This window comes from Microbacterium sp. NPDC089987, from assembly GCF_044748505.1.
In the GTDB taxonomy this organism is placed as follows: Bacteria; Actinomycetota; Actinomycetes; order Actinomycetales; family Microbacteriaceae; genus Microbacterium.
Genome location: NZ_JBIVGE010000001.1, coordinates 19,819 through 44,188, shown reverse-complemented (window position 1 = coordinate 44,188; position 24,370 = coordinate 19,819). Strand labels below are relative to the sequence as shown.

The following is a 24,370-nucleotide window of genomic DNA, read 5'->3' as shown; positions in this document are numbered from 1 at the left end:
CACAAACCTACCGCCGTACTGAATGGAGCATCCGCACGACAGCGAGCGCCCGCGCCTCTACCAGCGTGCTCGCTCCGGTATCTTCATTGCCATGGGAGCAGAAGGTCAAAAGAGCGCGAAATTGAAGTGCTTCGTGGTGTCGACCATCGGAGAGCCGGGGAGCAAGGAACGCGAAGATGCGGACCTGGTGCTGGAGTACCTCGTCAAGCCAGCAGTTGGGGACAATTATGAGGTCACTCGCGGCGATGAGGATTCAAATCCGGGAGCGATCACTCCTCAGATTGTCGAGTCGATCCTCGAAGCTGACCTCGTGGTGGCGGACCTCACAAGCTTCAACCCAAATGTCTACTATGAGGTAGCAATCGCTCACGGTTACGAGCGCCCGACTGTCCATCTCCAGATCGCTTCGGAGAGGCCCGCCTTCGACCTTAAAGACATGCGGTTGGTGCGATACAACCTAACCAACCCAAGGGATCTGGCGACGGCAGTGAAGACGCTGAGGGATTTCGCGACTTACGCATCCGAGCATCCAGCGAAGGTGAAGACACCACTCTCAGGGGCTAAGCAGTTCCTCCAGATCGAGGAAAGTGGCGATCCGATCGCCCAGAGCAATTTGGAGATCATTGAGCAGATCCGTCGCCTCCGCTCAGAGGTCCGACGCGCCCTACGGCCGAATGCGGCTGAGCAGCATAGCGCGGACATACGGAGCCTTCGGATGATCATTGATCGAGTGAGGAGGCGGGGGGTCCTCCGGGAGAAGGATCTTATCGGGGTGATCAGCCAGGCGACGAGTACCGGCTTCGACAGTTGGGTGAGGGACCTAGCAACGGAACTCACTGGAGAGCGAGACGTCGACATGCTCAACGAATTGCTTTTCGATGCCGAGCTCCTCGGGATGCGCGACCCTAGCGATGAGCCCGACGAACCCCAGGACTAGAGCGAGGTCTGAGTATGGCAATTAGCGACGAGCATCGCGCGCTGATCGAGAAGCTCAAACCAGTTGACGTTCCGGAGATCCCGTGTCTTGATTGTGAACCACACATCGACGGTCTGCGCATTACTCACGCGGCGCTCTGCCCCGTCGCAATGTGTATCGACGACGTCACCGCGGCTGATCGCGCGTGGTTTGAAGCGCACCCCTTCGCGGACTTTTACCACCGGTCAGTGACCTGGGGGGAGGGAGCAAATCTCATCGTTCTCAACCCCGACATGGTGAAACTGTCGGAGAGTCATCATCTTGCCGTTCAGGGCCGAGTTCGAGTGGAGCGGATACGTGATGATGCTCGGATTCGCAAGTTCGATGAGGTCTGGTTCCTCGTCGTGCCTCGACCGGGGGCCGATGCCGAAAGGTTACCCGCCGCGACTTCACCTCCCAGTATGACCAGGTCAGACACCGAGCTGACTGAGAACTTGTAGCGTCAGGCGTTGTCCTTGGGGGTGGATGCCCTGCCCGAGTGTCAAGATGGACCTATGAACGGCCTCTGGGACTGGGTACTACACCGACGCATCGGCGTCGGCCTGGTGCTCTTCACCTTGGGGCTAAGCGCTTCTGGATGGCTGGCGTTTGCTGCATCGGCGGAAAGCCCGCCGACCGGCTCTCAAAGCGCTCTACTGGTGATACTCGGGGGCCTCTTCAACCTGGGTGGCGCTTGGCTCGTTTCGAGACGTCCCGGAGGCCCCAACCTCACCGCTGCGCGTATCGTCGTGCGCCATCTGGCCGCGATTGGTGAACGGGTCGTCGATGTCAGAACGATGGCGGAAGTCGCGTTCGACAGCAGGCCCGGCGGCAAGGCGCGGGAAGACATTGGGGTGATCAGCGTCAAGCTGAGTGAAGTAGAAGATCGCCTCATCGCGAACCTGGAGGACTGGACGAGAGCGTATCCGGACCTGCTCGACCGCGAAACCGCTAACAGGATGTCCGAAGCGAAGGGCGAAGAATCATGACGGACGAAGACGACCTGATCCACGCGAAGGTAGCCCGGGTCCTCAACAACACGGATCTGGCCCTCAATAAAGGTCAGGACGATGACGTGCAGGTCGGCATGAAGTTCGCCGTTCTGAGCGACGCGGGCGAAGAAATTCGGGATCCGGATACGGGCGAAGTCCTCGATTCCATCCGGATCGCGAAGACGGTAGTCAAGGTGATCCATGTGGCCTCTCGGTCCAGCGTGGCACGAACCTTCCGCGCTCACACATCGCCCGGCATTTTCGGTACTTTCGGCCATCTCAATCAAGGCACTACACGGCACGAAACGCTCGCCAGTGACGAGTCCCGTGTCCAGCAAGAGCTGGATCCCAAGAAGGCAAAGGTGAAGGTCGGAGATTCCGCGGTCCAGTACACCGGGGAGTACACCGGAATCCTGTACGACTTCTAGCCCGCGCCTGCAAGCTTAGGGAGTCAAACTTGCCGGATATGACGGTTGGCCTCGGCGTCTAGGAAAGGCGCCGTAGACCCGATTCGCAAATCTGGTGGCAGGGCGGTTCCGCACCCGGCACTATCTACGAGTCACAGCTCCATGGCACCTGATAGTCAGCGAGTGATGCGGCGGTATCCACCAGCACCAGGAACATCCCAGCCAAAAACATCAACGTCAGCGGCCAGGTCCACCACCAGCGGCGGTGCACGACTCCGCTCTTGATCGCGCGGTACACGCCGAGTATGGCGAGTGTGCCGGTAGCAAGCGCAAAGATCGTCAGGCTCGAGCTGACGAGCGCTATGGCGAACCTATCCGCGCAAGCGAGTCCTGCCACGCAGACACCGAGCATTAGTACGACCGCGGAGACCGCGACCGCGATGTCAGCGTGCCACCGAGTCCAGTCCGGAACGAGCACCACGGCTGAGCCCGTCTTTTGTCGCACTCCTTGCTCCACCAGAGCTTGCACCGACCCGACTAGAAGAGACCACGTAAATGCGGCAACGGACACGGCCGGCCGTCTGTACGGCGAGGGCCATTGGTCGGCGAGTGGCAGTGCCCAGAACCAGTCCCAACCATCGGCGAGGACCAGGAACGCCCAGTCGGCGAACGCGGCTAGCACTGGAACCGACACTCAGGGCGTCGCCACACCGTCATGTAATCAACCTCGAGCGGCTCCATGCGTGTGAGGCATCCGGGCAGTTCGGCGTGTTGAAGATCGCATCGCGTGCCCGCCGAAGATCCCGCTGCCGCTCCAGGTCATCCATGGCGCGAGCTTACTTGGGACGAGGCGCGAGCTTGTGAAGGTTCAGTTGCCGGTATCCATCGACACCGGCCACTTGCCCTGCGAGGTGATCAGCGAGATGTCGTACGAGAACGAAATGCCTGAGCGCCACGACACCCGCGCTGATGGATCCGTCGGACGGCGAGCAAAATCGGGACGCGGGGAGGCCGATACGGTAGTGATCGAGTGGCGCGGTGAGAGGCCGTGCACTCGTGAGAAGGAGACTCGATGACGCTTGCCCCCGCGAATCCCGACCACCTCACGCAGCGAGAGCTCGAGCAGGCCCTGTGGGGCGCTGCGAATGCGCTCCGCGGCCCGGTCGATCCCGGGGACTTCAAGGCGTACGTGTTCCCGGTGCTGTTCTACAAGTGGATCAGCGACGTCTACGACTACCACCATGAGCAGGCGGTCGAGGACCTGGGTGAGGACTGGTCGCAGGAGCAGGAGGACCACGAGTACCAGACCTTCCTGATCCCGGACAGCGCTCACTGGGATGAGACCTTCGAGGTCACGAAGAACTCCGGTCAAGCCCTGAACAAGGCGCTCGTCGCCATCCAGGAGGCGAACCCCGGCAAGCTCGCCGGCGTCTTCGGAGATGTGAACTGGGCCAATACGGAGCGGATCCCGCAGGCTGCTCTTCGTGCGCTGATGGCGGTCTTCGACAAGCTCACCCTCGATCCTGCTCACGTCTCCGGCGACATGCTGGGCTCGGCGTACGAGTACCTGCTGCGAGAGTTCGCGGAGGCGTCGGGCAAGAAGGCGGGGGAGTTCTTCACCCCTCGGCCGGTGGTGCACCTGCTGGTGAAGATCCTCGACCCGCTGGCCGGCGACTCCGTGTGTGATCCGGCCTGTGGCTCCGCGGGCATGCTCGTGGAGACGGTCGAGGCCGTGAAGCTCTCCGGCGGGAACCCGCGGTCGCTGTTCCTCTACGGCCAGGAGTACAACCTCACTACCGCCGGGATCGCCCGGATGAACCTCTACTTGCACGGTGTGGAGGACTTCGAGATCAAGCGCGGCGACACGTTCCGGGAGCCGAAGCTGCTGGACGAAGCAGGGCGCCTGCGGAAGTTCAACGTGGTGATCGCCAACCCGCCGTTCTCGCTGGACAACTGGCCGGCATCCACCTGGGCGAAGGACCCGCACAAGCGTGCCCTGGGAGGCATCGTCCCGCCGGCGAAGAACGGCGACTGGGCGTGGATCCAGCACATGCTCTCCGTGATGGACGAGAGCGACGGTCGCGTCGGGGTGGTCATGCCGCACGGCGTGCTGTTCCGTGGCGGCCGCGAGGCGGAGATGCGCAAGTGGGTCGTCGAGAACGACAAGCTCGAGGCCGTGATCGGCTTGCCGAACAACCTGTTCTATTCGACCTCGATCCCGGTCAGCCTGCTGATCTTCCGGTCAGACAAGAGCGCCGAGCGTCGCGAGCACGTGATGTTCATCGACGCCCGTGCCCGGTTCAAGGCCGGCAAGAACCAGAACACCCTCAGCGACGACGACGTCGACGCGATCGACGCTGCCTACAAGCGGGGCGAGGACATCGACGGTGACGGCGGTCTCTCGCTCTCCCTCGTTCACCGCGAGAGGATCCGCGAGCAGGGCTACGACCTCAACATCGGCCGATACATCCAGACGGAGACTCGGGCAGAGGCAGATGTCGATGCAGCGCTGGCGTCGCTGCGCGAGGCGCAGGAGCGCATGGATGCCGCCCGGGCGGCACTGGACCTACGGCTTCGGGAGGCGGGATTCGATGCGTGAGGGGTGGCGGGAGGTTCGGCTGGGGGAAGTATGCACTCTCCACTACGGGAAAGCCCTGCCGGCCAAGAGTCGAGTACATGGGGTTGTGCCGGTCGCTGGGTCATCCGGCGCTTTCGACTCTCACGACTCTGCCAACGTTGGAACTGCTCAGAGCATCGTCGTGGGCCGAAAGGGGACAGCTGGGTCAGTCACGTGGTTTGACCAAGCTGTGTGGGTAACGGACACCGCCTACTGGGCAGAGGCAAAAGGTGTTGAGATGCCGTTTCTCCACTTGCTCCTCGGATCCGTAGACCTGCCGTCCTACACCGCGCAGACCGGAGTCCCGGGCCTGAATCGCGAGCGCGTGTACTCAATCCCCGTTGCGATCCCGTCGCGCCCAGAGCGGCTTCGAATCGTTAACCTGATCGCATCGGCGGACGACGCTCTTCATGCTGCCCTTTGCGAAGAAAATCGCGCACTGGCAATGCTTTCCTCGCTTCGAGCAGACCACTTCGCACCGATGTTGACAGGTGAACAATCATTTGCGTCGCACCTCGCTCTCATCAAGAAGACGATCCCCATAGTCAGCGACCGCGCCTATCGGATCATCGGAGTATTGAATCGCGGCCGTGGCCTACTTGACCGCGGCACCAAACTTGGCGGGGACACAAGTTATGAGAAGCTCAACGTCATTGAGTCTGAGCAGTTGGTCTACAGTCGCCTCAAGGCATTCGAAGGAGCAGTGACTGTTACCCCTGCGGACATGGAGAGTGCTTTCGCGTCTGCGGAGTTTCCGGCGTTCGCGATAGGGGGCACCGTGTCTCCCGATTGGCTACGGGAGCTGACACGCAGTCCGCAACTCTGGGAGCTGATGGCGTCGAGGTCTAAGGGCATGGGTGGTCGCCGGGAGCGATTGAAGCCCGACGACTTCCTCTCACTCCCGCTGACGCCGCCAGATCTCGTCGAGCAGCATCGAGTGATGGAGACGATCCGCAGGGTGTCAGCCACCGCCGACGCCGCTCACGCCACAGCCGAAGCTCTCCGCACGCTCCGCAGCAACCTGCTCACCGTGCTGCTCTCCGGTGAGCATGAGATCCCTGAGAGCTACGACCATCTACTGAACCTCGCTGAGGAGGGCGCAGCAGCATGACCGGGTACACAGAGAAGGGCACCGTGCAGAAAGCGCTCCTCGAGCTGCTGGTCGGTGCCGGCTGGACGCACGTGGAGGGCAAAGACCTCCCGCGCACGACGCAGCAGGTCTTCATCGAGAGTGACCTCAACGATGCGATCGAGCGGCTGAACCCGGCTCTGGTGGGCAGGACCGACGCGGTGCTGGCGAAGGTCCGGCAGGTGGCCCTGAGCGCGGCGGCCGAGGGGCTCATGACCGCCAACGAAGAGTTCACGCACCTGCTGCGCGGCGGTGGCACGGTGCTGATGCCGGACACCAACCATGACGAGCCGTTCCGGCTGCTGGACTTTGACAACCCCGACGAGAACACTCTGCTGGTCTCGGACGAAGTCACCTACCAGGGTGCGCGGTTCGACCTGGTGCTGTGGATCAACGGCATCCCGGTCGTCGTCGGGGAGACCAAGACGCCGGTGTCGCTGGTGAAGAGCTGGAAGGACGGCGCCAAGGACATCTACACCTCCTACGAAGTGCACCAGCCCGCGTTCTTCACGCCCAACCTGCTCTCCTTCGCCACCGAAGGCAAAGACTTCAGGTACTCGGGCGTCCGCACGCCGTTGGATCACTGGCAGCGGTGGGGCTCGGCTGGCGTGCCGGCGACCATCGAGGGCTGGGCGCGCGTGGAGATGAGTGTTCAGGGCCTGCTCGCCCCGCAGGTGATCCTGAACTTCATCGAGCACTACGCGATGTACGACAGGCAGTCCGACGACGGCGCGGCACGCACGATCAAGCTGCTGCCGCGCTACTTCCAGTACGCGTCCGTGGAGAAGATCGTCGAGCGCGCGACGAGCCAGGCAGGCTCCCGGGGGCTGATCTACCACACACAAGGGTCCGGCAAGACGCTCACGATGAGCTGGGTGGCGACCCGGCTCTACTTCGACCCGCGGATGCACAACCCGACCATCGTCGCCGTGGCGGACCGCACGCAGCTGGTCACTCAGACCTTCTCCCAGTTCGCCTCTGCCGGCGTCCCGCAGCCGGTGAAAGCGGGGAGCACAAGCTCGCTGCAGCAGACGCTCAAGGACGGAGCGCGGGGCATCATCGCCACCACCGTGCACAAGTTCGCCGGCGCCGGTGTTCTCACCGAGCGGGAGAACGTCATCCTGCTGGTCGACGAAGCGCACCGCACGCAGGAGGGATCCCTCGGCGCCGACATGCGCGCGGCCCTGCCGAACGCGCACCGGTTCGGCTTCACCGGGACCCCCATCGCGGATCTGGACCGCAACACCTACCAGCTGTTCGGCGACGACCGGGATCCCGGCTGGGCGCTGGACACGTATGACTCGGACCGCTCGATCGCCGACGGCACGACCGTCCCAATGAGAGTGATCCCCAGGCCCGTCCGGTTCGACGTCGCCAAGGACGAGCTCGACGCGGCGTTCGATGCGCTGGCGGACGAGGAACAGCTCAGCGACGGCCAGAAAGAGTCTTTCGCGCGCCGGGTCGCCAACGCCCGGGCGATCTTCCACAACCCCGAGCGGATCGCACAGGTGGCCGCCGACATCGTCGCGCACTTCTATGCCTCGATCGACCCGCACGGGATGAAGGCGCAGGTGGTCGTCGCCGACCAGGAGCTGTGCATCCTGTACGAGCGGGCGCTGCGGGAGGAGCTTGCGCGCACGGGCAGGGACGATCAGGTAGCTGTGGTGATCTCCGCCACCGGCAAGAGCGAGTTCGAGGCGTACAAGCTCACCGAGGGCGAGGAGGAGGCGCTGCTGGACCGGTTCCGGGACGTCAACGATGGCCTGAAATTTCTCGTGGTCACGGCCAAGCTCGGCACCGGCTTCAATGCGCCCATCGAGGGGGTGCTGTACCTGGACAAGCCGATGAAGCTGCACACGCTGTTCCAGACGATCACCCGCACGAACAGGCCCTGGCGGCACCCGGATACCGGGTTCACGAAGCGCTACGGCACGATCGTCGATTACGTCGGCCTCGGCGGTGCCTTCGCGCGCGCGATCGCGCCCAGCGACCCCGAGCACGCCCAGCGGGAGCTGGAGACGGACACGCTGCTGGAGAACCTGGAAGCCGCCCTCAAGGAGATGCGGCGCCGCTTCGTGGGCATCACCCGGGACGGTTCGATGGACTCGCTGCAGCAGGCTCTCGAGCGCCTCCCTCAGGACAGCGAAGACCGCGCCGAGTACAGGGCCGAGTACCTCTACGCCCAGGGGCTGTGGGAGACGATCGCCCCCGATGAGCACCTCACCGAGCGGGAGGGCGACTACCGCTGGTACGCGCAGGTATATGCCGCGATCCCGAGCGAGGACTCCGAAGACGACATCCTCTGGGAGCGACTGGGGCCAAAGACTCGTGCACTCGTGCACCAGCACATGCGCAACGTCCGGGTCGACGACAAGCAGATCTCCGTGGTGATCGCCGACGCCCAGACCATCAAGCAGATGACCGACGCCGGCCAGCTGCCGCCGGTGCCGACCGAGTACGAAGGCAAGTCCGCGCAGGAGATCATGGACTCGCTCACCCAGCGGATCCGCAAGAAGCTCGACGGGGGCGGCGCCAACGAGGCTGCGTACAAGTCGATCGCCGAGCGGCTGGACCAGCTGCGACAGCAGATGATCACCACCGCCGAGGACTCGCTCTTGTGGCTCACAAAGCTGTTCACCGTCGGCACGGACCTGAAGACCGTGGAGGACGCCGACGAGGACGGCGTGCTCGCCGACCTGCCGGACCCGAACGTGGGGATGCTCACCCGGATCTTCGAGGAGCACAAGCCTGAGGGCATGACCGTGCTCGTCAGCCAGGTCGCTCGCGAAGTCGACCAGCTGGTCAGCCATGCCGTGCACCCCCAGTGGACGTCACAGGAGGGTTCCATGAAGGCGATCAAGCGTGAGCTGAACGCCCTCTTCAAGAGGTACGGCCTGCCGCGCACCGGCGAGCCGATGGAGTCCGCGTGGAAGTACATCCTGAAGCACTACTGAGCGGCGTACCGGTGCGCCGCCATCGCTCGAAAGCGCAAGCTACGTACCCACTGGCATGTTATTCCGCAGTATCGCGCGAATGGCGGGCGTGAACCCCAGCTACAGTTGCCGTTATGAACATTCCCGTCGGCGTGTGGGTACATTACGGCTTCTCCGATTCCCCATATTCGACGACAGCCTTGAGGATCGCCGACGCCGACAAATCCCTGCTGGTTGGCCGAGAGAACGAGCTTCGCACGGTCCTCAGGGACTTGGCCAGCGGTGCACAAATGGTCGCCCTCGAAGGTGACTACGGTGTTGGTAAATCGAGTCTCGCCGCCATCGCGACCGCGAAGGCTGCTCGCTGGCGACAAGCACGAAGTATCGATCCGCTCTTCTTACCCGCGGGCCGCCCCCTAGAGCTCGAAGAGTCAGATACCGCCGCCAAGCTAGAGCGTCGCGCCTATCACCAAGTTGCCGGAGCGATCCTGTCGCATGCAGAAGGTCTCCTCCGAGACGGATTCAGACTCAATCAGGTTCGCGAGTTTCACCACTGGCTGAGCACCCCCGCCGGCGGCGGGTGGTCGGCAGGCATTGGCGCGAGTTTTCCAGGCGTGCTTGGCCTTAACTTCTCGGGAGGACGATCGAGCACTCCGAACACGGGCTCCGGCTTCAATGACACGGGGGTGATCACGCTACTCGATTCATGGCTAGCGGAGCTTTTCCCAACACCGGGGGACGGCGGCGTTATTCTGCTTCTCGATAACCTCGAGGTGCTTCGCCGCTTCCCCAACGCTGTGCACTTGTTTGAATCACTACGAGACAGGGTCTTCAAGCGCCAAGGTCTCCGCTGGATTATCAGCGGAGCCGAGGGGACCGTGCGGGCCGCGCTTAGCACGCCAAAGATGAGCGGCGTGTTTCCAGAGCCAATTGATGTCCTACCGCTTCGGCACGATCAAGTGAAAGAAGTTGTGCAGCGACGCGAGTTAGCGCTGCGATCTCGATCCGATGCGAAGTTACCCGTCTCTCCCGAAGCGTTTGAATCTGCGTACACCGCGACTGGACGAAATTTACGAATGGCGCTCGGCCTTGCGGAGCGCTTCTCGATGCGCACGGATCCGGCGACGATGACTTGGAAAGGTGCCGAGGAACGCGACCTGTTGTTCCTGGAGTGGCGCGCGGCCGAAGGAAAGAAGGTCGTCGAACAGGTATCGGACCGGGTCACGAAAACCGGGTGGAAGGTGCTCACCACGCTGGTGCAAAAATTGGACGGCTTCACGACACCGGGTGACTACAGTGAGTTCGGATATAAGACGATGTCCTCCTTGTTGCACCAGGTTCAACCTCTTGCGAGTTTGGGGCTACTCACCTACACGGTCGACGACGATGACCAGCGTCGTCGGTTGATCACTGCTACGGAAAGCGGAAGACTTGCCGTGGCGACCCGCATCGGTACCGCTGACACCGACGATGTCAATCGACCGCGTTCCTCGGGCCAAACCGACAGCGGCGGCACGGCATAGTCCAGTCCTGTTGCTGCCCAGCAGTTGCGATCACCGGCAAGCCGTGCCAATCCGGAATCCCGCATCTATCCCGCGCATTCGCTGAAACCGCGAGACAGCGCGGAGTAACGAAAAGCAGACCTGATCAGGGCTGTTCGAAGCGCCCGCAAGTCCGCAGAAACCCCTGATAGAGCCAAACTCTTACTCGAAAGGTCACCGGATCGATGCCGGTCGGAGCCACGTAGCGGAGATTACACCGCTTCCGAACCCTCGCAAGGCTTCTACTTGCGGGGGTTCTTTTCGTGCCGGCCAGGAGACCACGCGGGCACGTGCGCTCCTCGGCGCTGAACTTGCGCTGACATGCTCAGACCTCCGGCCAGCTGGTGGTCAAGAAGGCCTCCAGCGCGCGGTGGCGGAATGAGTACAGGCGTCCGCGATCGATGATGCCGCGCTCCCGATCGAGCCTCTGCGAGGTGGTGCCGGCGTCGGTGGCCTTGCTGAGCCCCATCATCTCGGCGATGCGGCTGAGCGTTCGCTCCGCGACGGGGAGGGATGCCATGGCTTCGACGAACTGCTTCTCGCGACGCGGAAGTCGATCGAGGATACGCTCAATGTGCGCGGTGGCTTCTCGTTGTGCCGATCGCCAACCCTGACGCACCTGGTCGGTGGTGATCACCCGGGTGCCACCGGCGTACCAGGCCTGCTCACCGGCAAGCTGAAACAGGAACGGCTCACCCCTGCAGAGGTCGACGATCTTCGCGGCCGCCTGCTTCTCCATCCGGATGGGCACGGTGCCGCCGGAGCCGTCGGGCACGTCCCACCCACGCAGAACGAAGTCCTGCAGAGCAGCTGCCAGGTCGTCGTCGCTGAGTGGTGCCAGCGTCTCGGTCTTGAACCGCCGGGCAAAGGTCGCGACCTTGCGGGCCCTCGCCATGTCCTCGAAGTCGGGCAGCCCCGTGAGGTACACCGCGATGGGCAGCGTGCGCTCGACCCGGCCGCCCGGGACGTCCACCTCGATCTCGTGGACGATGGCGTCACCGAGCGCGATCAGCAGCTGCGAGAGCACCTCACCATCGGTGATGTTCTGCACCTCGTCGAGGTGGATAAGGACCATGACGTCTCCGCGCTCAGCCGCGGCGGTGCCGATCTCGACGAGCAGGTCAGTGAGCGCAGCATGGGGCTCGGGGCCCTGCCGGTCGCGAAGAGTGAGGCCGATCCCGGACACGGCGACGGCCTGGACGCGGGAGATGGCGTCGGCGATCCGCCTCTCCCGGGATGCCGGAAGACCGGCGTCGTCGGCGAGCTTGAGCAGCGCCGTGGCGACGAGCTTCAGGGGGTCGGAGCCCGAGGGGACGCGCAGCTGCTGGGTCACCCAGTCACCGGCGGCCGCCGCCTCTTTCGCGATGCGCCGCACCAGCGTGGACTTGCCGAGACCCGGCTCGCCGAGGATCGTCCGGCCTCGCTCGTACAGCCCGGCGAGACGGCGCGGGCGCACGACGTCGCGCCAGTCGCTCAGCTGCGCGGTGCGACCGGCCCATACGGCGGGGATGACGTCGGAGCCGGGGTTGAAGGGGTTGTCGACCGCGTGGCGCATGCTGGTAAGTTTACCAACGGCGGTGGGGCTTGGTAAACTTACCAACACGCACATTCACTTCAGTGAGGATGCCGTCGGCTCCTCCACGGCGCGTCGCGGCCTCACGCCCCATCGTTCGACAATCCGACGTACTCCGCGCTGCGGCGCCACAGTTCGGCGGCGAGCTGCTCATCGAACGCCTGCGGGCTGGTCGCTGCGATCTTGTGCTTCTCGTAGTACTCGCCGGACATCCAGTCCGTGCCTGGCTCACCTTCCGCCAACCGAACCAGCGATTCCGCTCCCTGCTCCGGGCTGAGAAGACCCAGCAGGCGCGCTAGAGGCGTCTGATACAGGAACCGCATGACGCTCGTGGTGTCCGAGGCGAAGCTCGTGCGCACGATGCCGGGGTGGAAGGCAACGGCCGACAGCCCGTGTCGGCCGAAACGACGCTCGAGCTCCTTGGTGAAGATGATGTTGCTGAGCTTCGCGTCGCCGTACGCCTTGTTCGGCGAGTAGCCCCGCTCGTTGTTCAGGTCGTCGATGTCGATGGATCCGAACAGGCGCGCGGCCGCGCTGGATGTGTTGACGACCGACGCTCTGCTCGCGATCAGGGTGTCGAGGAGAAGGTTCGTGAGCAGAAACGGCGCGAGATGGTTCACCTGCAGCGTCTTCTCGAACCCGTCGACGGTTCTGGTCCTGTCGCCGAAGATGCCGCCGGCGTTGTTGACGAGGACGTCGATGCGCGGATGGGCGCGTTTCAGTTCATCCGCCAATTCGCGCACCTGAGACAGATCCGCGAAGTCTGCGGTGAAGTGCTCGGCACTGAGCTCGCCGGCCAGCGCTGCGGTCTTCTGCGCAGAGCGCCCGACGAGGACGACCGTGTGCCCGTCAGCGACCAGCTTGCGCGACGCTGCGGCGCCGATGCCGTCGCTGGCACCTGTCAGCACGACCGTCTTCGCGGTCATCAGGGCAGCCTGTTGGCGACCGCGAGATTCTCGGCCAGCTCCTCGGCGTTCTGCCGCACGACGTATGCGGGGCGGTCGCGCTCGACGCGCCACGACTCGCTGAGCGGCCCGATGTTGACCGTGTCGAATCCCAGCTGGTCGTACAGGTGGGTGACGAACTCCGCGGCATCAGCATGATCGCTGGCCGTCGCCAGCGCTCGACGATTCGGGGTGCCGGCCGGCATGCCGCCTGCGGTGATCTGCTCGGCCTGGATGTGGTTGAACGCCTTCGCGACGCGAGACGTCGGCAGGTGCTCCTGCAGCATCTGGGAGGTCGTGGTCAGTCCCCTGTCGAGGGCGTCGATGTGGCCGTCTCGTTCGAAGTAGTAGTTGTTGGTGTCGAGCACGATCTTCCCGGCGAGGGGCCCGACAGGGATCTGCTGCAGAGCACGCAGCGGGACAGTCACGACCACGACGTCGCCGGCTTCGCCGGCCTCCTCAGCAGTCGCCGCCCGGGCGCGGTCGCCGAGATCGGCGACGAGATCCCCGAGGGTCTCTGGCCCGCGCGAGTTCGCGATCACGACGTCGTAGCCTGCACCGATCGCAGCCCGAGCGATCTGGCTGCCGATGTGTCCTGCACCGATGATTCCGAGAGTCGTCATATCGGACTCAACCCGGCGAGCGGGCGGATATTCCTTTCACCCATCGAGATCGACGCCGCACCACAGATACCCTTGCGCCCATGGCCGATCCCGATTCCGCACACGTTCCGATATCCCGTCCGATGGATGCCTGGCTCGACGCCCTCAGTCAGCCCAACGGCTCCCCTGGCGGTGGGGCGGCGACGGGCGTGCTGCTCGGCGTCGCTGCCGCCCTGATGGGCATGGTCGCGGCGTACACGCACGACAGCGCCGCCGCATCGGCCTGCGCGGCGCGACTCGAGCGCAACCGCGCGGACGTGCTGCAGGCCGTCGAGGCGGACGGCGTGCTGTCGGTGCGGTTCGGCGCCGCACTGGCGCTGCCGTCCGACGACCCGCAGCGCGATGAGCAGGTCAGCGCGGCCGCCGTCGACGCAGCCGAATCAGTGGCGCGGGTCGGCGCGATCGGCATCCTGCTCACGTCCGATGCGCAGGTGCTCGCCGAGGCCGGCAATCCGCACATCGCGGTCGATCTCGCCGTCGCGATGGAAGCACTGAGCGCCGGGCTGTCGGGGGCTGCGATGAGCATCCGCGCGAACCTGCAGATCGCCGGCAGACACGACGCGACGCAAGCACGGCTGGCGAGCCTCGAGACCGACGTCCGTCGGCTGCTCGAGGCCCGCCACCGGATCACGCAGATGATCGAGGAGATCTCCGCGGGGCTGCACTGACCGCAGTCTCAGCCGGAGTACACGCCGACCTCCTTGATCGAGTAGCCGTACGTCGTCGTGCGCTCGATGCACAGCACTCGTACGTGCTGCGTCGTCACCGGGTCGAAGGTCGCGGTGTCGAGCCCGCCGTCACCGGTCGTCGTCGACCACACGGTCCGCCATGCGACGGCGTCGTCGGACACCTGGATCTCGTACGCCTTCGCCGCCGCCTTCTCCCAGTCGATGCTCACCCGATCGATGCGGTGCTGTTCGCCGAGGTCGACACGGATCCACTGGGGGCTGGTGCCCCAGTTGCCGCTCGCCCACCGTGTCGACGACTTTCCGTCGACAGCCCGGCTCGCTGCGTAGCTCGTGAACGGGTTGTTCTCGTTCGAACTGGCATACGCGCCCTTGCCTGTGGCGATGTTCGTCGCGCTCTGGAAGGCGCGGGTGGCCTCCCACGTCTGCAGATACGACTCCGCACCGCGCATCATGCTGTCGACGATCTCCGCACCGCCACCGGCAAGGCGTACCTGCTCGATGTAGTCGGGCGTCAGGCCGGTGTGCGCGAAGCCGTCGACGTTGATGTCGAAGGTGCGCTGCCCGCTGACCTGCCGCTCGACGACGGTCGAGCCGTCAGCCGCAGTGAAGGGATACTGCACCTCGACCGGCGCCGAGCCGCCGGCGGGGTGACCGCCGAGACCGTTGAAGTCCAGTCCGAGACCGTACCCCTTGCCGTACTTCTCGCGCAGCGCCTGCTCGTCGCGCCAGTCGGCGACGAACTCCTCGGCCGCGTGCGGGTACGAGGTCTTGAACCCACCGAGGCGATACAGGCGCTCGGTCCAGCCGGCATCCATCCAGCTGTGGCTCGACAGCACCCCGGGATACTGCTCGGCCTCAAGCACGTCGAGCGCCTGACCTGCCGCCTTCACACTCATGTGGTCGAGCTCGACCATCATGTTGCGATCCATCATCGCCCGCAGCGCGTACTCTCCGAGCTTCGTCATCCCGCGCACGTTGCACTGCGCACCGGACGGGTAGGTCGGCGGGTCGGCGCCTTCCAGCCCGTCAGGCACAGGCGCATTGCCGATCGGGTTGTCGTGCTGCGGTCCGCGGCACGCCTCGGTCTTCCAGTACGTGCCGGTCGAGTAGAACTGCCCGACGTTGATGATCGTGCCCATCGTGCCGGGGTCGAAGCGCACACCGCACAGCGCGTTGTCGAACTTGTGGCACAGGAACATGCTCGAGATGCCGAGGCGCTGGAACTCGTCGAGTCCGCGGTCGATGTCGGCCTTCGAGCACTGCGCGACGTCGAGGATCATCTTGCAGCCGAACGGCTCGCTCATCTCGACACCGAGCACCACAGCCAGCTTGCCGGCGGCGATCACCTCACGAGCCTGCGCAGGGTCGGTGACGATGCGGAAGAAGCCCTTGCCCTGACCGCCGTAGAGCCCGTCGATATACGCCTCCATCCTGCGCGCCTTCTGCGCCTCGAGCCGGATGGCCGACATCTCGTCGCACGAGCGGTCCTTTGCCAGGATCGGCAGCGAGCAGATCACGCCGTTGGTGACCAGGTCGTTCACGAGCACGCGCTGGCCCGAACGCCAGGCGCGCTCGACCCACGCGTAGTACGCCGCCTGGTGACTGAGCGACGTCGTGCTCGGCCAGTGCGCGAAGCTCGGCCAGCCGACCGGATCGTGCGTGCCGTTCGCACCGCCGGTGAGGTTCTCGAAGATCGCCAGCTCGCCGTGCGGATAGTGATCCGGGCAGTCCTTCAGGGCATCGGCGACGCCGGCCGGCGAGAAGGGAGCGCCGCAGATCAGCCGCCCACCGAAGCCCTCGTTCGAGTTCAGGTGCGTGTGCGAGTCGATGTATCCGGGCACCGGCTCACCGGGGCCGGAGGTCGGCGGCGCACCGGCCACGTTGAGCTCCACCTCCTCCGCCGGACGGTTGGGCGCATCCCACCAGGCATCCGACGCCGAAGCGGATGTTTGGGAGCCGACCCCGGTCGACGCCGTCACGCCGTCCGAGGCGGGCGCGGCCATCGCGGTCGGCGCGACCGACAGGCCGAGGACGACCGCCGCGGCGGCGAGCGCAGCGCCGAGCGTTCGCCGCCGTCGGGACCGGAAGATCGGGAATCGCCTCCCGCGGGGCGAGAGTGTGGAACGGACGGATGCCTGATGCACGATGAGCCTCCTTGCTCTGCTGTCCAGCACCGTAGTGTGGGACGACCGTCCCAGTCAATCGTCCCGCACCTGCCACCCTTGTGCGCGTCCGAGACTGGCCCTAGGATCGAGCGAAGTGGGACGACTGTCCCACTTGTGCCATCCACCAGGAGACGATGATGCTCGCTGACGCCACTGCCGCCGCCACCCCGCATGCCCTCGCCCGCTCGCTGCCGGAGGGTTTCCTCATCGGCACCGCTACCGCCGCCGCGCAGATCGAGGGCGCGACCGCTGCCGACGATCGCACCCCGAGCGTGTGGGACCGCTTCGCGGTGGAACCCGGCCGGATCATCGACGGCAGCGACACCGCCACAACCGCCGATCACTACCACCGCTACGCCGAGGACGTCGCGCTGATGCGCGAGCTCGGCGCGGACGCGTACCGCTTCTCGTTCTCCTGGACGCGTGTGCAGCCCGGCGGCTCCGGCGCCCTGAGCCGCGAGGGCGCCGACTTCTACGATCGACTGCTCGACCGCCTGCACAGCGCCGGAATCCGCCCGTTCGCGACCATCTCGCACTGGGATCTGCCGGAGGAGTACGCGCACGGCTGGCTCGACCGCGACACCGCCCAGCGCCTCGGCGACCTGGCCGGCATGCTGGGCGAGCGCTTCGGTGATCGCGTCGACTCGTGGATCACCATCAACGAGCCGGCCACGGTGACCCTCAACGGCTACGCGCTGGGGCTGCACGCCCCGGGACACAGCCTGCTCTTCGACGCGCTGCCCACCGTGCATCACCAGCTGCTCGGTCACGGCCTGGCGGTGCAGGCGCTGCGCGCCGCGGCGGTCCCCGGCGGCATCGGCATCACCAACACTCACAGCCCGGTGATCCCGGCATCCGACTCCCCCGACGATCTCGCGATGGCCGCCCTGTTCGATCTCGTGCACAATCGCGTCTACGCCGACCCGGTGCTGCTCGGCCGCTACCCCGAGGCACCGGACTTCCTGGGCGACGCGCTGACGGCCTTCGACGCCGTCCCGTCTGAGGATCTCGCGCAGATCCATCAGCCGCTGGACTTCTACGGGCTCAACTACTACATGCCCACCCTCGTGGCCGCCGGCGCTGGCGACGGGGAGAGCCCCGACGGCACGAGCCAGGCGATGGCCGATCTGCCGTTCCGACTGCTCGACTTCGAGGGTGTGCCCACCACAGGCTTCGGCTGGCCGATCCAGCCCGCCGGCTTCGCCCGCTCCCTCGCCGAGGTGCAGGAGCGCTACGGCGACGCGCTGCCGCCGGTGCACATCACCGAGAACGGCGCGAGCTTCCCCGACGAGGTCGGCCCCGACGGCACCGTCGACGACGTCGAGCGCGTCGCCTTCCTGCGCGACCACCTCGCCGCAGCACTGGAGGCCGTCGCTCCCGGAGGCCCCGCGGAGGGCCTGGATCTGCGGGGCTGGTTCGTGTGGTCGCTGATGGACAACTGGGAGTGGGCCGCCGGGTTCACGCAGCGCTTCGGCCTGGTGCACGTCGACTTCGCCAGCGGCGAGCGCACTCCGAAGTCATCGTTCCGGTGGCTGCAGCAGCTGATCGCCGCGCGCTCAGACGCGCGCTGATTCGGCGAGCGCTGAGAGCCGGCATCCGTTTCGGATGCCGGCTCTCAGCGCTCGCGCTCCGCGAAGCACTCAGGCGCCTAGCATCCGCTCCAGGTGCTCGTTCGCGAACACTCGCTGCGGGTCGAGATCATCCCGAACGGTGAGGAAGTCGGCGAACCGCGGATACTCGCCGGCGAGGTCAGCAGCGGTCCGCCCATGCAGCTTGCCCCAGTGCGGCCGGCCGCCACGCGCGCGCATGATCTGCTCGACAGCCCGGAAGTAGGGCTGCGGGTCCTCTCCCACTGCCCGGTGCACCGCGATGTAAGCCGACGGGCGCTGGTAGGCCGTCGACATCCACAGCTCGTCGGCGGCGGCGAAGCGCACCTCGACCGGGAACGTGATGCGCCAGCCGCCTCTCGTGATCGCCTCCTGCACCTCAAGGAAGGCGGGAACCGCCTGATCGATCGGCAGCGCGTACTCCATCTCGGTGAAGCGCACGGTGCGCCGCGTGGCGAACACGCGCGAAGAGACGTCCGAGAAGCTTCGCTCGCCGGCCAGTCGCGCGGCGGCGCGGTTGATCGTCGGCACCGCGGCCGGGACCAGCTTGCCCAGGGCGCACGTCGCCCGGAACACGCCGTTCGCCATGAGGGTCTCGTCGAACCAGCGCCGCACGGGCTTCAGGGGCGCACGACCGTCACCCGCGCGCACCCGCGTGTTCGTCTTGGTGAGGGCGACGTCGGTGTGCGGAAACCAGAAGAACTCGAAGTGATCGGCGTCACGCACTCGCGCGTCGAGCGAGTCGAGCACGGCGGCGAGGGGCTCTGCGCGCTCGCGAGCGCGCAGGTCGAAGGCCGGCACGCATTGCACGGTCACCTCGACCAGGATGCCGAGGGCCCCGAGCCCGAGGGCCACGGCGGGCAGCAGCTGCGGGCTGTGCTCGGCATCCACCCGCATCCGCTCTCCTCGGCCGGTGACGAGGGTGACGCCGACGATCTGCGCGGCGATGCCCCGGAAACGCGCGCCGGTGCCGTGCGTGCCGGTCGACACGGCACCCGCGATCGACTGAGTGTCGATGTCGCCGAGGTTCTGCATCGCGAGTCCCAGCGGCGCCAGGAGGGCCGGGATCTCGTGCAGGCGGGTACCGGCCCCGATCGTCACGGTCTGCCGCGCCGGATCGACGCTGCGCAGTCCGCTCAGCCCGTCGAGACTCATCTGCACGTCGTCTGCCCGAGCGATCGCGGTGAAGCTGTGCCCCGCCCCGACCGCTTTGACCCGCCGACCCGACCGGCCCGCAGTCGCGACGATCTCGCACACCTCCTCCACGGATGTCGGGGTGACGACGTCGCGAGGGTGCGCACGCACCGTGCGTCCCCAGTTCTGCCATGCGCGTCGCGCGTCAGTGCTGTCGGTGATGGTGGTGGTCACAGGAAGGCCTTCCCCTCGCCTCGGTAGGTGGGATGCCGGTCGACGACGCGTCCTGCGTCGACGACCAGGAACTCGTTGACGTGCTCGCTCAGCTCTCCGGACTTCGCGTGGCGCAGCCAGACCACATCGCCGACCGAGAGGCTGCGTGCGGCGCTGCCTCTCAACGGGGTCTGAACCTCCCCCGCGCTCTCGCGCGGCAGCATCCGCAGCCCCGCCGGATGCACGACCTGCGGCAGCCGGTCCGGCCCCGGCGGCCCGGATGCGACCCACCCGCCGCCGAGCACCGTGACGCAGTCAGGCCTGGGCTTGCGCACCACGCTGAGGGCGAAGCCGGTGGCCGGCCGGAGGCGGAAGGCGGTGTAGTCGTCGAAGTAGTGGCCCGCGAACAATCCGCTGCCGGCCGCGATCTCGGTCACCGAGGCGTCTGCGGCCGTACTCTCGATCGACCCTGTGCCGCCGCCGTTGACGAACTCGAGGTCGGCGATCTCGCGCACCGCGGCCACGGCGCACGCCCGCCGCTCGGCGATCTCTGCGCGCGAGCGCTGCTTGACCCACGAGACGATCGCGTTCATCGCCGCACGATGCGGCACGTGGTCGGCCACCCCGGCGATCTGGGCCTCGTACGCCATGACGCCGACGAGCTCGAACCCCTTCCGGCGCTGCACCGCGACGGCGAGGGCCCGCAGCTGCTCCGGTGTGCGCGCCGGTGAGCGCAGCACGCCGAGGCGACCGAGCGGAAGAGGACCCTGCCATGCAGCGTCCAGTTCGAGGCAGACCCGGATGGGCAGCCGCTGCGCGGGAGAGGCGACGGCGTCGATGAGGTCGAGCTGCGCGACGCTGTCGATCATGAGCGTGATCACGCGCGCGGAATGCTCATCCCGCGCGAGCTCGGCGATGGCCCGGCGATCAGCGGTGGGGTAGCCGACGACGACATCCGGACAGCTGCGCGCGAGCCACAGCGCCTCAGGCAGGGTGAAGGCGAGCACCCCGGCGAAGCCGGGCAGGGTGAGGAGTTCTTCGATCACCGGGCGCACACGCAGCGATTTGCTGGCGATGCGCAGCGGCACGCCGCCCGCGCGGCGCGTGAGGTCTGCTGCGTTGGCGAGCAGGGCCTGCCTGTCGAGCACGGCGTAGGGCGGAGGCTCGTCGGCGGTGGCCTGCGCCCATTCGCGCCAGGGTGTGTGCGTGACGGTCATGTGCGACCTCTCTCGCGGGCGCCGGCGACCGCGGAACGGAAAAGTGGGTCAACTGTCCCACATCCCGAATATAGTAGATCTGCGCCGGGCGCCGAGCAACCTGCGCGAAAACATCCGTGCTAAGGAGGAGACATGGCCCGCACCCCCGTCGATGTACGCCGCCGAGAACTCATCGCCGCCGCCCTGCGGGTGGTCGCCTCGCGCGGGCTGCACGAAGCGTCCACGCGCGCGATCGTCGCCGAAGCGGGCATGTCTCTGGCGAGCTTCCACTACGCGTTCGAGTCGCGAGACGAGCTGATAGATCGGCTCATCCTCGACGTGCTCGCCACGGAGGAGAAGGCGGTACTGCCCGCCGATCTCGAGGGGCGCGGTCTCACCGAGCTGCTCACCGACGGGCTGACCGGCTACCTCGAGCACCTGAAGGCCGAGCCGACCCGGGAACAGGCCATGCTCGAGTTGACCCAGCACGCCCTGCGCACCCGCCGTCCTCTCGCGCAGCAGCAGTACGACCAGTACCTGCGTATCGCGCGCGAGTCGCTGACGCTCGCCGCTGCGCACTCCGGATCACGGTGGACGGTGCCACTCGCGACAGCCGCACATCTGCTGGTCGCGCTGACCGACGGCCTGACGCTGAACTGGCTGGTCAACCGCGACGACGATGCCAGCCGGGAGGCCGTGCGAGCCGCGGCGCGGGCTGTGGCGAGCCTCGCCGAACCGCTTCCGGACGACGATGAGACGGCCACGTCCGAGCGGCGCACCCGGGGGGCCGCGTCGTGAGCCGGGCGCAGCAGACGACACAGGCGCTGCGGGCGGGTTTCGACGCGGGCGTCACCCGGTCGCGCCGCTGGCGGCGCGACCAGCTGCGGGCGCTGCGGCGCATGCTGGTCGAGAACCAGCCCGAGATCGAGCAGGCGCTGCGCGACGACCTCGGCAAGCACCCCATGGAGGCGGTGATCACCGAAATCGGCATGGTGATCGCCGAGATCGACTACGCCCTGCCGCGCCTGCGCCGCTGGATGCGAGCGCGCACCGTGCCGCTGCCACTGATGCTCGCGCCCACTCGCGGCCGGATCGCCCCGGAGCCCCTCGGCGTCGTGCTCATCATCGGCCCGTGGAACTACCCGCTTCAGCTCGTGCTGAATCCGCTGGTCGGCGCCCTCGCAGCGGGTAACACCGCCGTCGTCAAGCCCAGCGAGCTGGCCCGCGCCACCAGCGTCGTGCTCGCCGATCTGCTGCCGCGCTACCTCGACCGGCGTGCGATCGCCGTCGTCGAGGGGGGCGCGGAGGTCACCGGCGAGCTGCTCGAGCAGCGGTTCGACCACATCTTCTTCACCGGGTCCGAGAAGGTGGGGGGCATCGTCGCGACAGCGGCGGCGCGCACCCTGACGCCGGTCACCCTCGAGCTCGGCGGCAAGTCCCCCACCTACATCGATGACTCGGTCGATCTCGCAGCGGCCGCACGGCGGATCATGTGGGGCAAACTGCTCAACGCCGGCCAGACCTGCGTCGCACCCGACTACGTGCTCGCCACACCGGCGACCGCCCGCGCACTCCTGCCGCACCTCGACCGCGCCACGCGCGAGCTGTACGGATCGGATGCCGCGGCGAGCGCCGACTACGGTCGCATCGTCACCACGCGGCACACCGAACGCCTCGCTCAGATGCTGTCGGATGTCGAGCCCGCCTTCGGCGGCGACGTCTCGATCGAGGGGCGCTACGTCGCCCCGACCGTCGTCGACGCGGTGAGCCCCGACTCACCCCTGATGCAGGAGGAGATCTTCGGTCCGATCCTGCCGATCGTGCACGTGGGCTCGGCTGCGGAGGCACGTGCCTTCATCCGAGCGCGGCCGAAGCCGCTGGCCGCGTACGTGTTCAGCCGTCGTCGGCGAGTGCGACGAGCCTTCCTCACCGAGACCAGTTCGGGTGGGCTGAGCTTCGGTGCCCCGGCCGCGCACCTCGGAGCGCCCCAACTGCCGTTCGGCGGGGTGGGCGCCAGCGGCATGGGCGCGTATCACGGCGAGGCGTCGTTCCGCACCTTCAGCCATCTCAAGAGCGTGCTCGACAAGCCGCTGCACCCCGACACGATGCGCCTCGCGTACCCGCCGTACCGCGGGCGGGTGAAGAGTCTGCTGCGACGGATGCTGATGCGCGGCCGCTGACACACCCGCCGGCTTGCATCCGATACCCGGCGGTCGTATCATCCTGAGAAGTGGGGCACTTGTCCCACTTCTGATGGGCGGACGACGGTGTCCGCCGAGGAGACGATGATGTTCCACGCGCACCTGATCGACCCCATCCCTCGGATGACAGCATGAGCGCCGCCGCCCTGCCGGCGACGCCCGACACGGCATCCGCAGCCCCGGTGCAGACCCGCGTGAGTCGCAGCTGGCTGTGGACGTTCAGCTTCGCCTGGTTCGGCTTCTGGCTCCTGGTGATGCTTCCGGGGCAGTTCATGCTCGTGCAGCTGGCGAGCGCCCTCGACCCGGCCGAGAAGATCGGCATCGGCTCGTTCCTCATCGCCGAGATGGCGATCGTGATCGTCGTCTCGGTGCCGATCATCGGCTGGCTGTGCGATCGCAGCAGCCCGCGGTTCGGCCGACGGCGCACCTGGGCGCTCGGCGGATTCGTGACCGCAACCGTGCCGTTCGCCCTGGTCGGGGTGCAGCCTTCGTGGCAGCTGGCTGCCGTCCTGCTCGCGATCGTGGCGGTGGGGCAGTCCGCGGTGCTGGTGTCGCTGTCCGCGATGATCGCCGATCAGGTGCCGCCCGCGCAGCGCGGCCGCGCGTCTGCGGCAGCCGGTGTGCCGCAGGTGATCGCCCTCGCGGGCGGCATGATCATCGTCACCGAGCTCGTGAAGGACGTCGGCTGGAGCTGGGCGGTGATCGCCGCGCTGGCGCTGGTCGCGCCGCTCCCCTTCCTGATGGGGCATCCCGAGCCCGCCGGGCCCACCTCACCTGCCCGCACGGGCGCCGCCGGTTCGACGACGCCGCGCCGCAGCATCCGCCAGGTCTCCCGGACCTACCACGACCTCGGCTGGGCGGGCCTGTCGCGCGTGCTCGTCAACGCCGGCAATCTCGTCGGAACCACCTATCTGCTCTACTTCCTCTCCGACTCCCTCGGGCTGGCGAACCCCGAGTCGGCGCTCACCGTGCTGATCCTCGTCTATCTCGTCGCGAGCGGTCTCGGGTCGTGGGCCGGCGGCACGCTCACCGACCGACTGCGCTCGCGGCGCTTCTTCGTCGCCGCCTCCGCAGGCCTGCAGGTCGCCGCTGCTCTCACGCTTGCCTTCGTGCCCACCTGGAGCGCATCCATCGTCGCCGCCGTGCTGCTCGGCATCGGGTACGGGGTGTTCCTGTCGGTCGATCAGGCTCTGCTCACCGACGTGCTGCCCGATGTCACCACCCGCGCCCGCGACCTCGGCATCGTCAACGCCGCCCAGCACCTCCCGGTCGCCGCCCTGGTGGGCTGGCTCGTGCTGAGCATGGCCGGATACACCGAGCTGTACGTCATCGCCGCGGTCATCATGGCGCTCGGCGGCGTGGCCGTCTACCGCATCCGCTCGGTCCGCTGAGCATCGCCTCCGCCTCCGAAG

Annotated in this window: 19 protein-coding genes; 13 read left to right on the top strand and 6 right to left on the bottom strand. The window is 66.6% G+C overall.

Annotated features, from left to right (window positions below; genetic code table 11):
- Positions 1-91 precede the first annotated feature (91 nt).
- The 8 genes from ACIPV2_RS00180 to ACIPV2_RS00145 all read left to right on the top strand — a co-directional run bounded on the left by ACIPV2_RS00180 (position 92) and on the right by ACIPV2_RS00145 (position 10,556).
- Entirely contained in the window at positions 92-937 is an 846-nt protein-coding gene (locus ACIPV2_RS00180; protein WP_400836843.1) for a hypothetical protein, read from the top strand.
- Positions 938-951: 14 nt separating this feature from the next.
- Positions 952-1,416 carry a hypothetical protein gene (locus tag ACIPV2_RS00175; protein WP_400836841.1) on the top strand — a complete coding sequence of 155 codons (465 nt, stop codon included), beginning with the start codon at positions 952-954 and terminating at the stop codon, positions 1,414-1,416.
- Positions 1,417-1,470: 54 nt separating this feature from the next.
- Positions 1,471-1,944 (top strand): hypothetical protein, encoded by a 474-nt coding sequence (locus tag ACIPV2_RS00170; RefSeq protein WP_400836839.1) that lies wholly within the window; start codon positions 1,471-1,473, stop codon positions 1,942-1,944.
- Positions 1,941-2,375 (top strand): hypothetical protein, encoded by a 435-nt coding sequence (locus ACIPV2_RS00165; RefSeq protein WP_400836836.1) that lies wholly within the window; start codon positions 1,941-1,943, stop codon positions 2,373-2,375. Before ACIPV2_RS00170 ends, ACIPV2_RS00165 begins: the two co-directional genes overlap by 4 nt.
- Before the next feature lie 1,051 nt (positions 2,376-3,426).
- Positions 3,427-4,953, top strand: coding sequence for an N-6 DNA methylase (locus ACIPV2_RS00160; RefSeq protein ID WP_400836833.1), 1,527 nt, complete (start codon positions 3,427-3,429; stop codon positions 4,951-4,953).
- Positions 4,850-6,082, top strand: a complete 1,233-nt coding sequence (locus ACIPV2_RS00155) for a restriction endonuclease subunit S (protein WP_400836830.1) — start codon at positions 4,850-4,852, stop codon at positions 6,080-6,082. The genes ACIPV2_RS00160 and ACIPV2_RS00155 overlap by 104 nt, the downstream gene beginning before the upstream one ends.
- Positions 6,079-9,054, top strand: coding sequence for a type I restriction endonuclease subunit R (locus ACIPV2_RS00150; protein ID WP_400836827.1), 2,976 nt, complete (start codon positions 6,079-6,081; stop codon positions 9,052-9,054). Before ACIPV2_RS00155 ends, ACIPV2_RS00150 begins: the two co-directional genes overlap by 4 nt.
- Before the next feature lie 113 nt (positions 9,055-9,167).
- Positions 9,168-10,556: a hypothetical protein gene (locus ACIPV2_RS00145; RefSeq protein WP_400836825.1), complete on the top strand. Its 1,389-nt coding sequence runs from the start codon at positions 9,168-9,170 to the stop codon at positions 10,554-10,556.
- 343 nt (positions 10,557-10,899) lie between these two features.
- Here ACIPV2_RS00145 and ACIPV2_RS00140 read toward each other — a convergent pair whose 3' ends face one another.
- The 3 genes from ACIPV2_RS00140 to ACIPV2_RS00130 all read right to left on the bottom strand — a co-directional run bounded on the left by ACIPV2_RS00140 (position 10,900) and on the right by ACIPV2_RS00130 (position 13,714).
- The gene (locus tag ACIPV2_RS00140; protein WP_400836823.1) at positions 10,900-12,129 is read right to left on the bottom strand and encodes an ATP-binding protein; all 1,230 of its coding nucleotides are present in this window, start codon (positions 12,127-12,129) and stop codon (positions 10,900-10,902) included.
- A gap of 101 nt (positions 12,130-12,230) precedes the next feature.
- The gene (locus tag ACIPV2_RS00135) at positions 12,231-13,073 is read right to left on the bottom strand and encodes an SDR family NAD(P)-dependent oxidoreductase (RefSeq protein ID WP_400836820.1); all 843 of its coding nucleotides are present in this window, start codon (positions 13,071-13,073) and stop codon (positions 12,231-12,233) included.
- Positions 13,073-13,714 carry an NADPH-dependent F420 reductase gene (locus ACIPV2_RS00130; protein WP_400836817.1) on the bottom strand — a complete coding sequence of 214 codons (642 nt, stop codon included), beginning with the start codon at positions 13,712-13,714 and terminating at the stop codon, positions 13,073-13,075. Before ACIPV2_RS00130 ends, ACIPV2_RS00135 begins: the two co-directional genes overlap by 1 nt.
- Before the next feature lie 80 nt (positions 13,715-13,794).
- On the opposite strand from ACIPV2_RS00130, the gene ACIPV2_RS00125 reads away from it, so the two are divergent.
- Positions 13,795-14,421: a cyclodeaminase/cyclohydrolase family protein gene (locus ACIPV2_RS00125; RefSeq protein ID WP_400836814.1), complete on the top strand. Its 627-nt coding sequence runs from the start codon at positions 13,795-13,797 to the stop codon at positions 14,419-14,421.
- An 8-nt stretch (positions 14,422-14,429) separates the two neighbouring features.
- Here ACIPV2_RS00125 and ACIPV2_RS00120 read toward each other — a convergent pair whose 3' ends face one another.
- Positions 14,430-16,586 carry a discoidin domain-containing protein gene (locus ACIPV2_RS00120; protein ID WP_400836813.1) on the bottom strand — a complete coding sequence of 719 codons (2,157 nt, stop codon included), beginning with the start codon at positions 16,584-16,586 and terminating at the stop codon, positions 14,430-14,432.
- Positions 16,587-16,744: 158 nt separating this feature from the next.
- On the opposite strand from ACIPV2_RS00120, the gene ACIPV2_RS00115 reads away from it, so the two are divergent.
- Positions 16,745-18,178, top strand: coding sequence for a glycoside hydrolase family 1 protein (locus tag ACIPV2_RS00115; protein WP_400836810.1), 1,434 nt, complete (start codon positions 16,745-16,747; stop codon positions 18,176-18,178).
- Between the two features lie 69 nt (positions 18,179-18,247).
- Here ACIPV2_RS00115 and ACIPV2_RS00110 read toward each other — a convergent pair whose 3' ends face one another.
- Both ACIPV2_RS00110 and ACIPV2_RS00105 read right to left on the bottom strand, forming a co-directional pair.
- On the bottom strand, positions 18,248-19,582 hold the full coding sequence (locus ACIPV2_RS00110) for a D-arabinono-1,4-lactone oxidase (RefSeq protein WP_400836807.1): 1,335 nt from the start codon (positions 19,580-19,582) through the stop codon (positions 18,248-18,250).
- Positions 19,579-20,778, bottom strand: coding sequence for an amino acid deaminase/aldolase (locus tag ACIPV2_RS00105; protein ID WP_400836804.1), 1,200 nt, complete (start codon positions 20,776-20,778; stop codon positions 19,579-19,581). Before ACIPV2_RS00105 ends, ACIPV2_RS00110 begins: the two co-directional genes overlap by 4 nt.
- 132 nt (positions 20,779-20,910) lie before the next feature.
- Here ACIPV2_RS00105 and ACIPV2_RS00100 point away from each other — a divergent pair, with 132 nt between their 5' ends.
- The 3 genes from ACIPV2_RS00100 to ACIPV2_RS00090 all read left to right on the top strand — a co-directional run bounded on the left by ACIPV2_RS00100 (position 20,911) and on the right by ACIPV2_RS00090 (position 24,349).
- Positions 20,911-21,555, top strand: a complete 645-nt coding sequence (locus ACIPV2_RS00100; protein ID WP_400836801.1) for a TetR/AcrR family transcriptional regulator — start codon at positions 20,911-20,913, stop codon at positions 21,553-21,555.
- On the top strand, positions 21,552-22,937 hold the full coding sequence (locus tag ACIPV2_RS00095; RefSeq protein ID WP_400836798.1) for an aldehyde dehydrogenase family protein: 1,386 nt from the start codon (positions 21,552-21,554) through the stop codon (positions 22,935-22,937). Before ACIPV2_RS00100 ends, ACIPV2_RS00095 begins: the two co-directional genes overlap by 4 nt.
- 152 nt (positions 22,938-23,089) lie before the next feature.
- The gene (locus ACIPV2_RS00090) at positions 23,090-24,349 is read left to right on the top strand and encodes an MFS transporter (RefSeq protein ID WP_400836795.1); all 1,260 of its coding nucleotides are present in this window, start codon (positions 23,090-23,092) and stop codon (positions 24,347-24,349) included.
- Positions 24,350-24,370 lie beyond the last annotated feature (21 nt).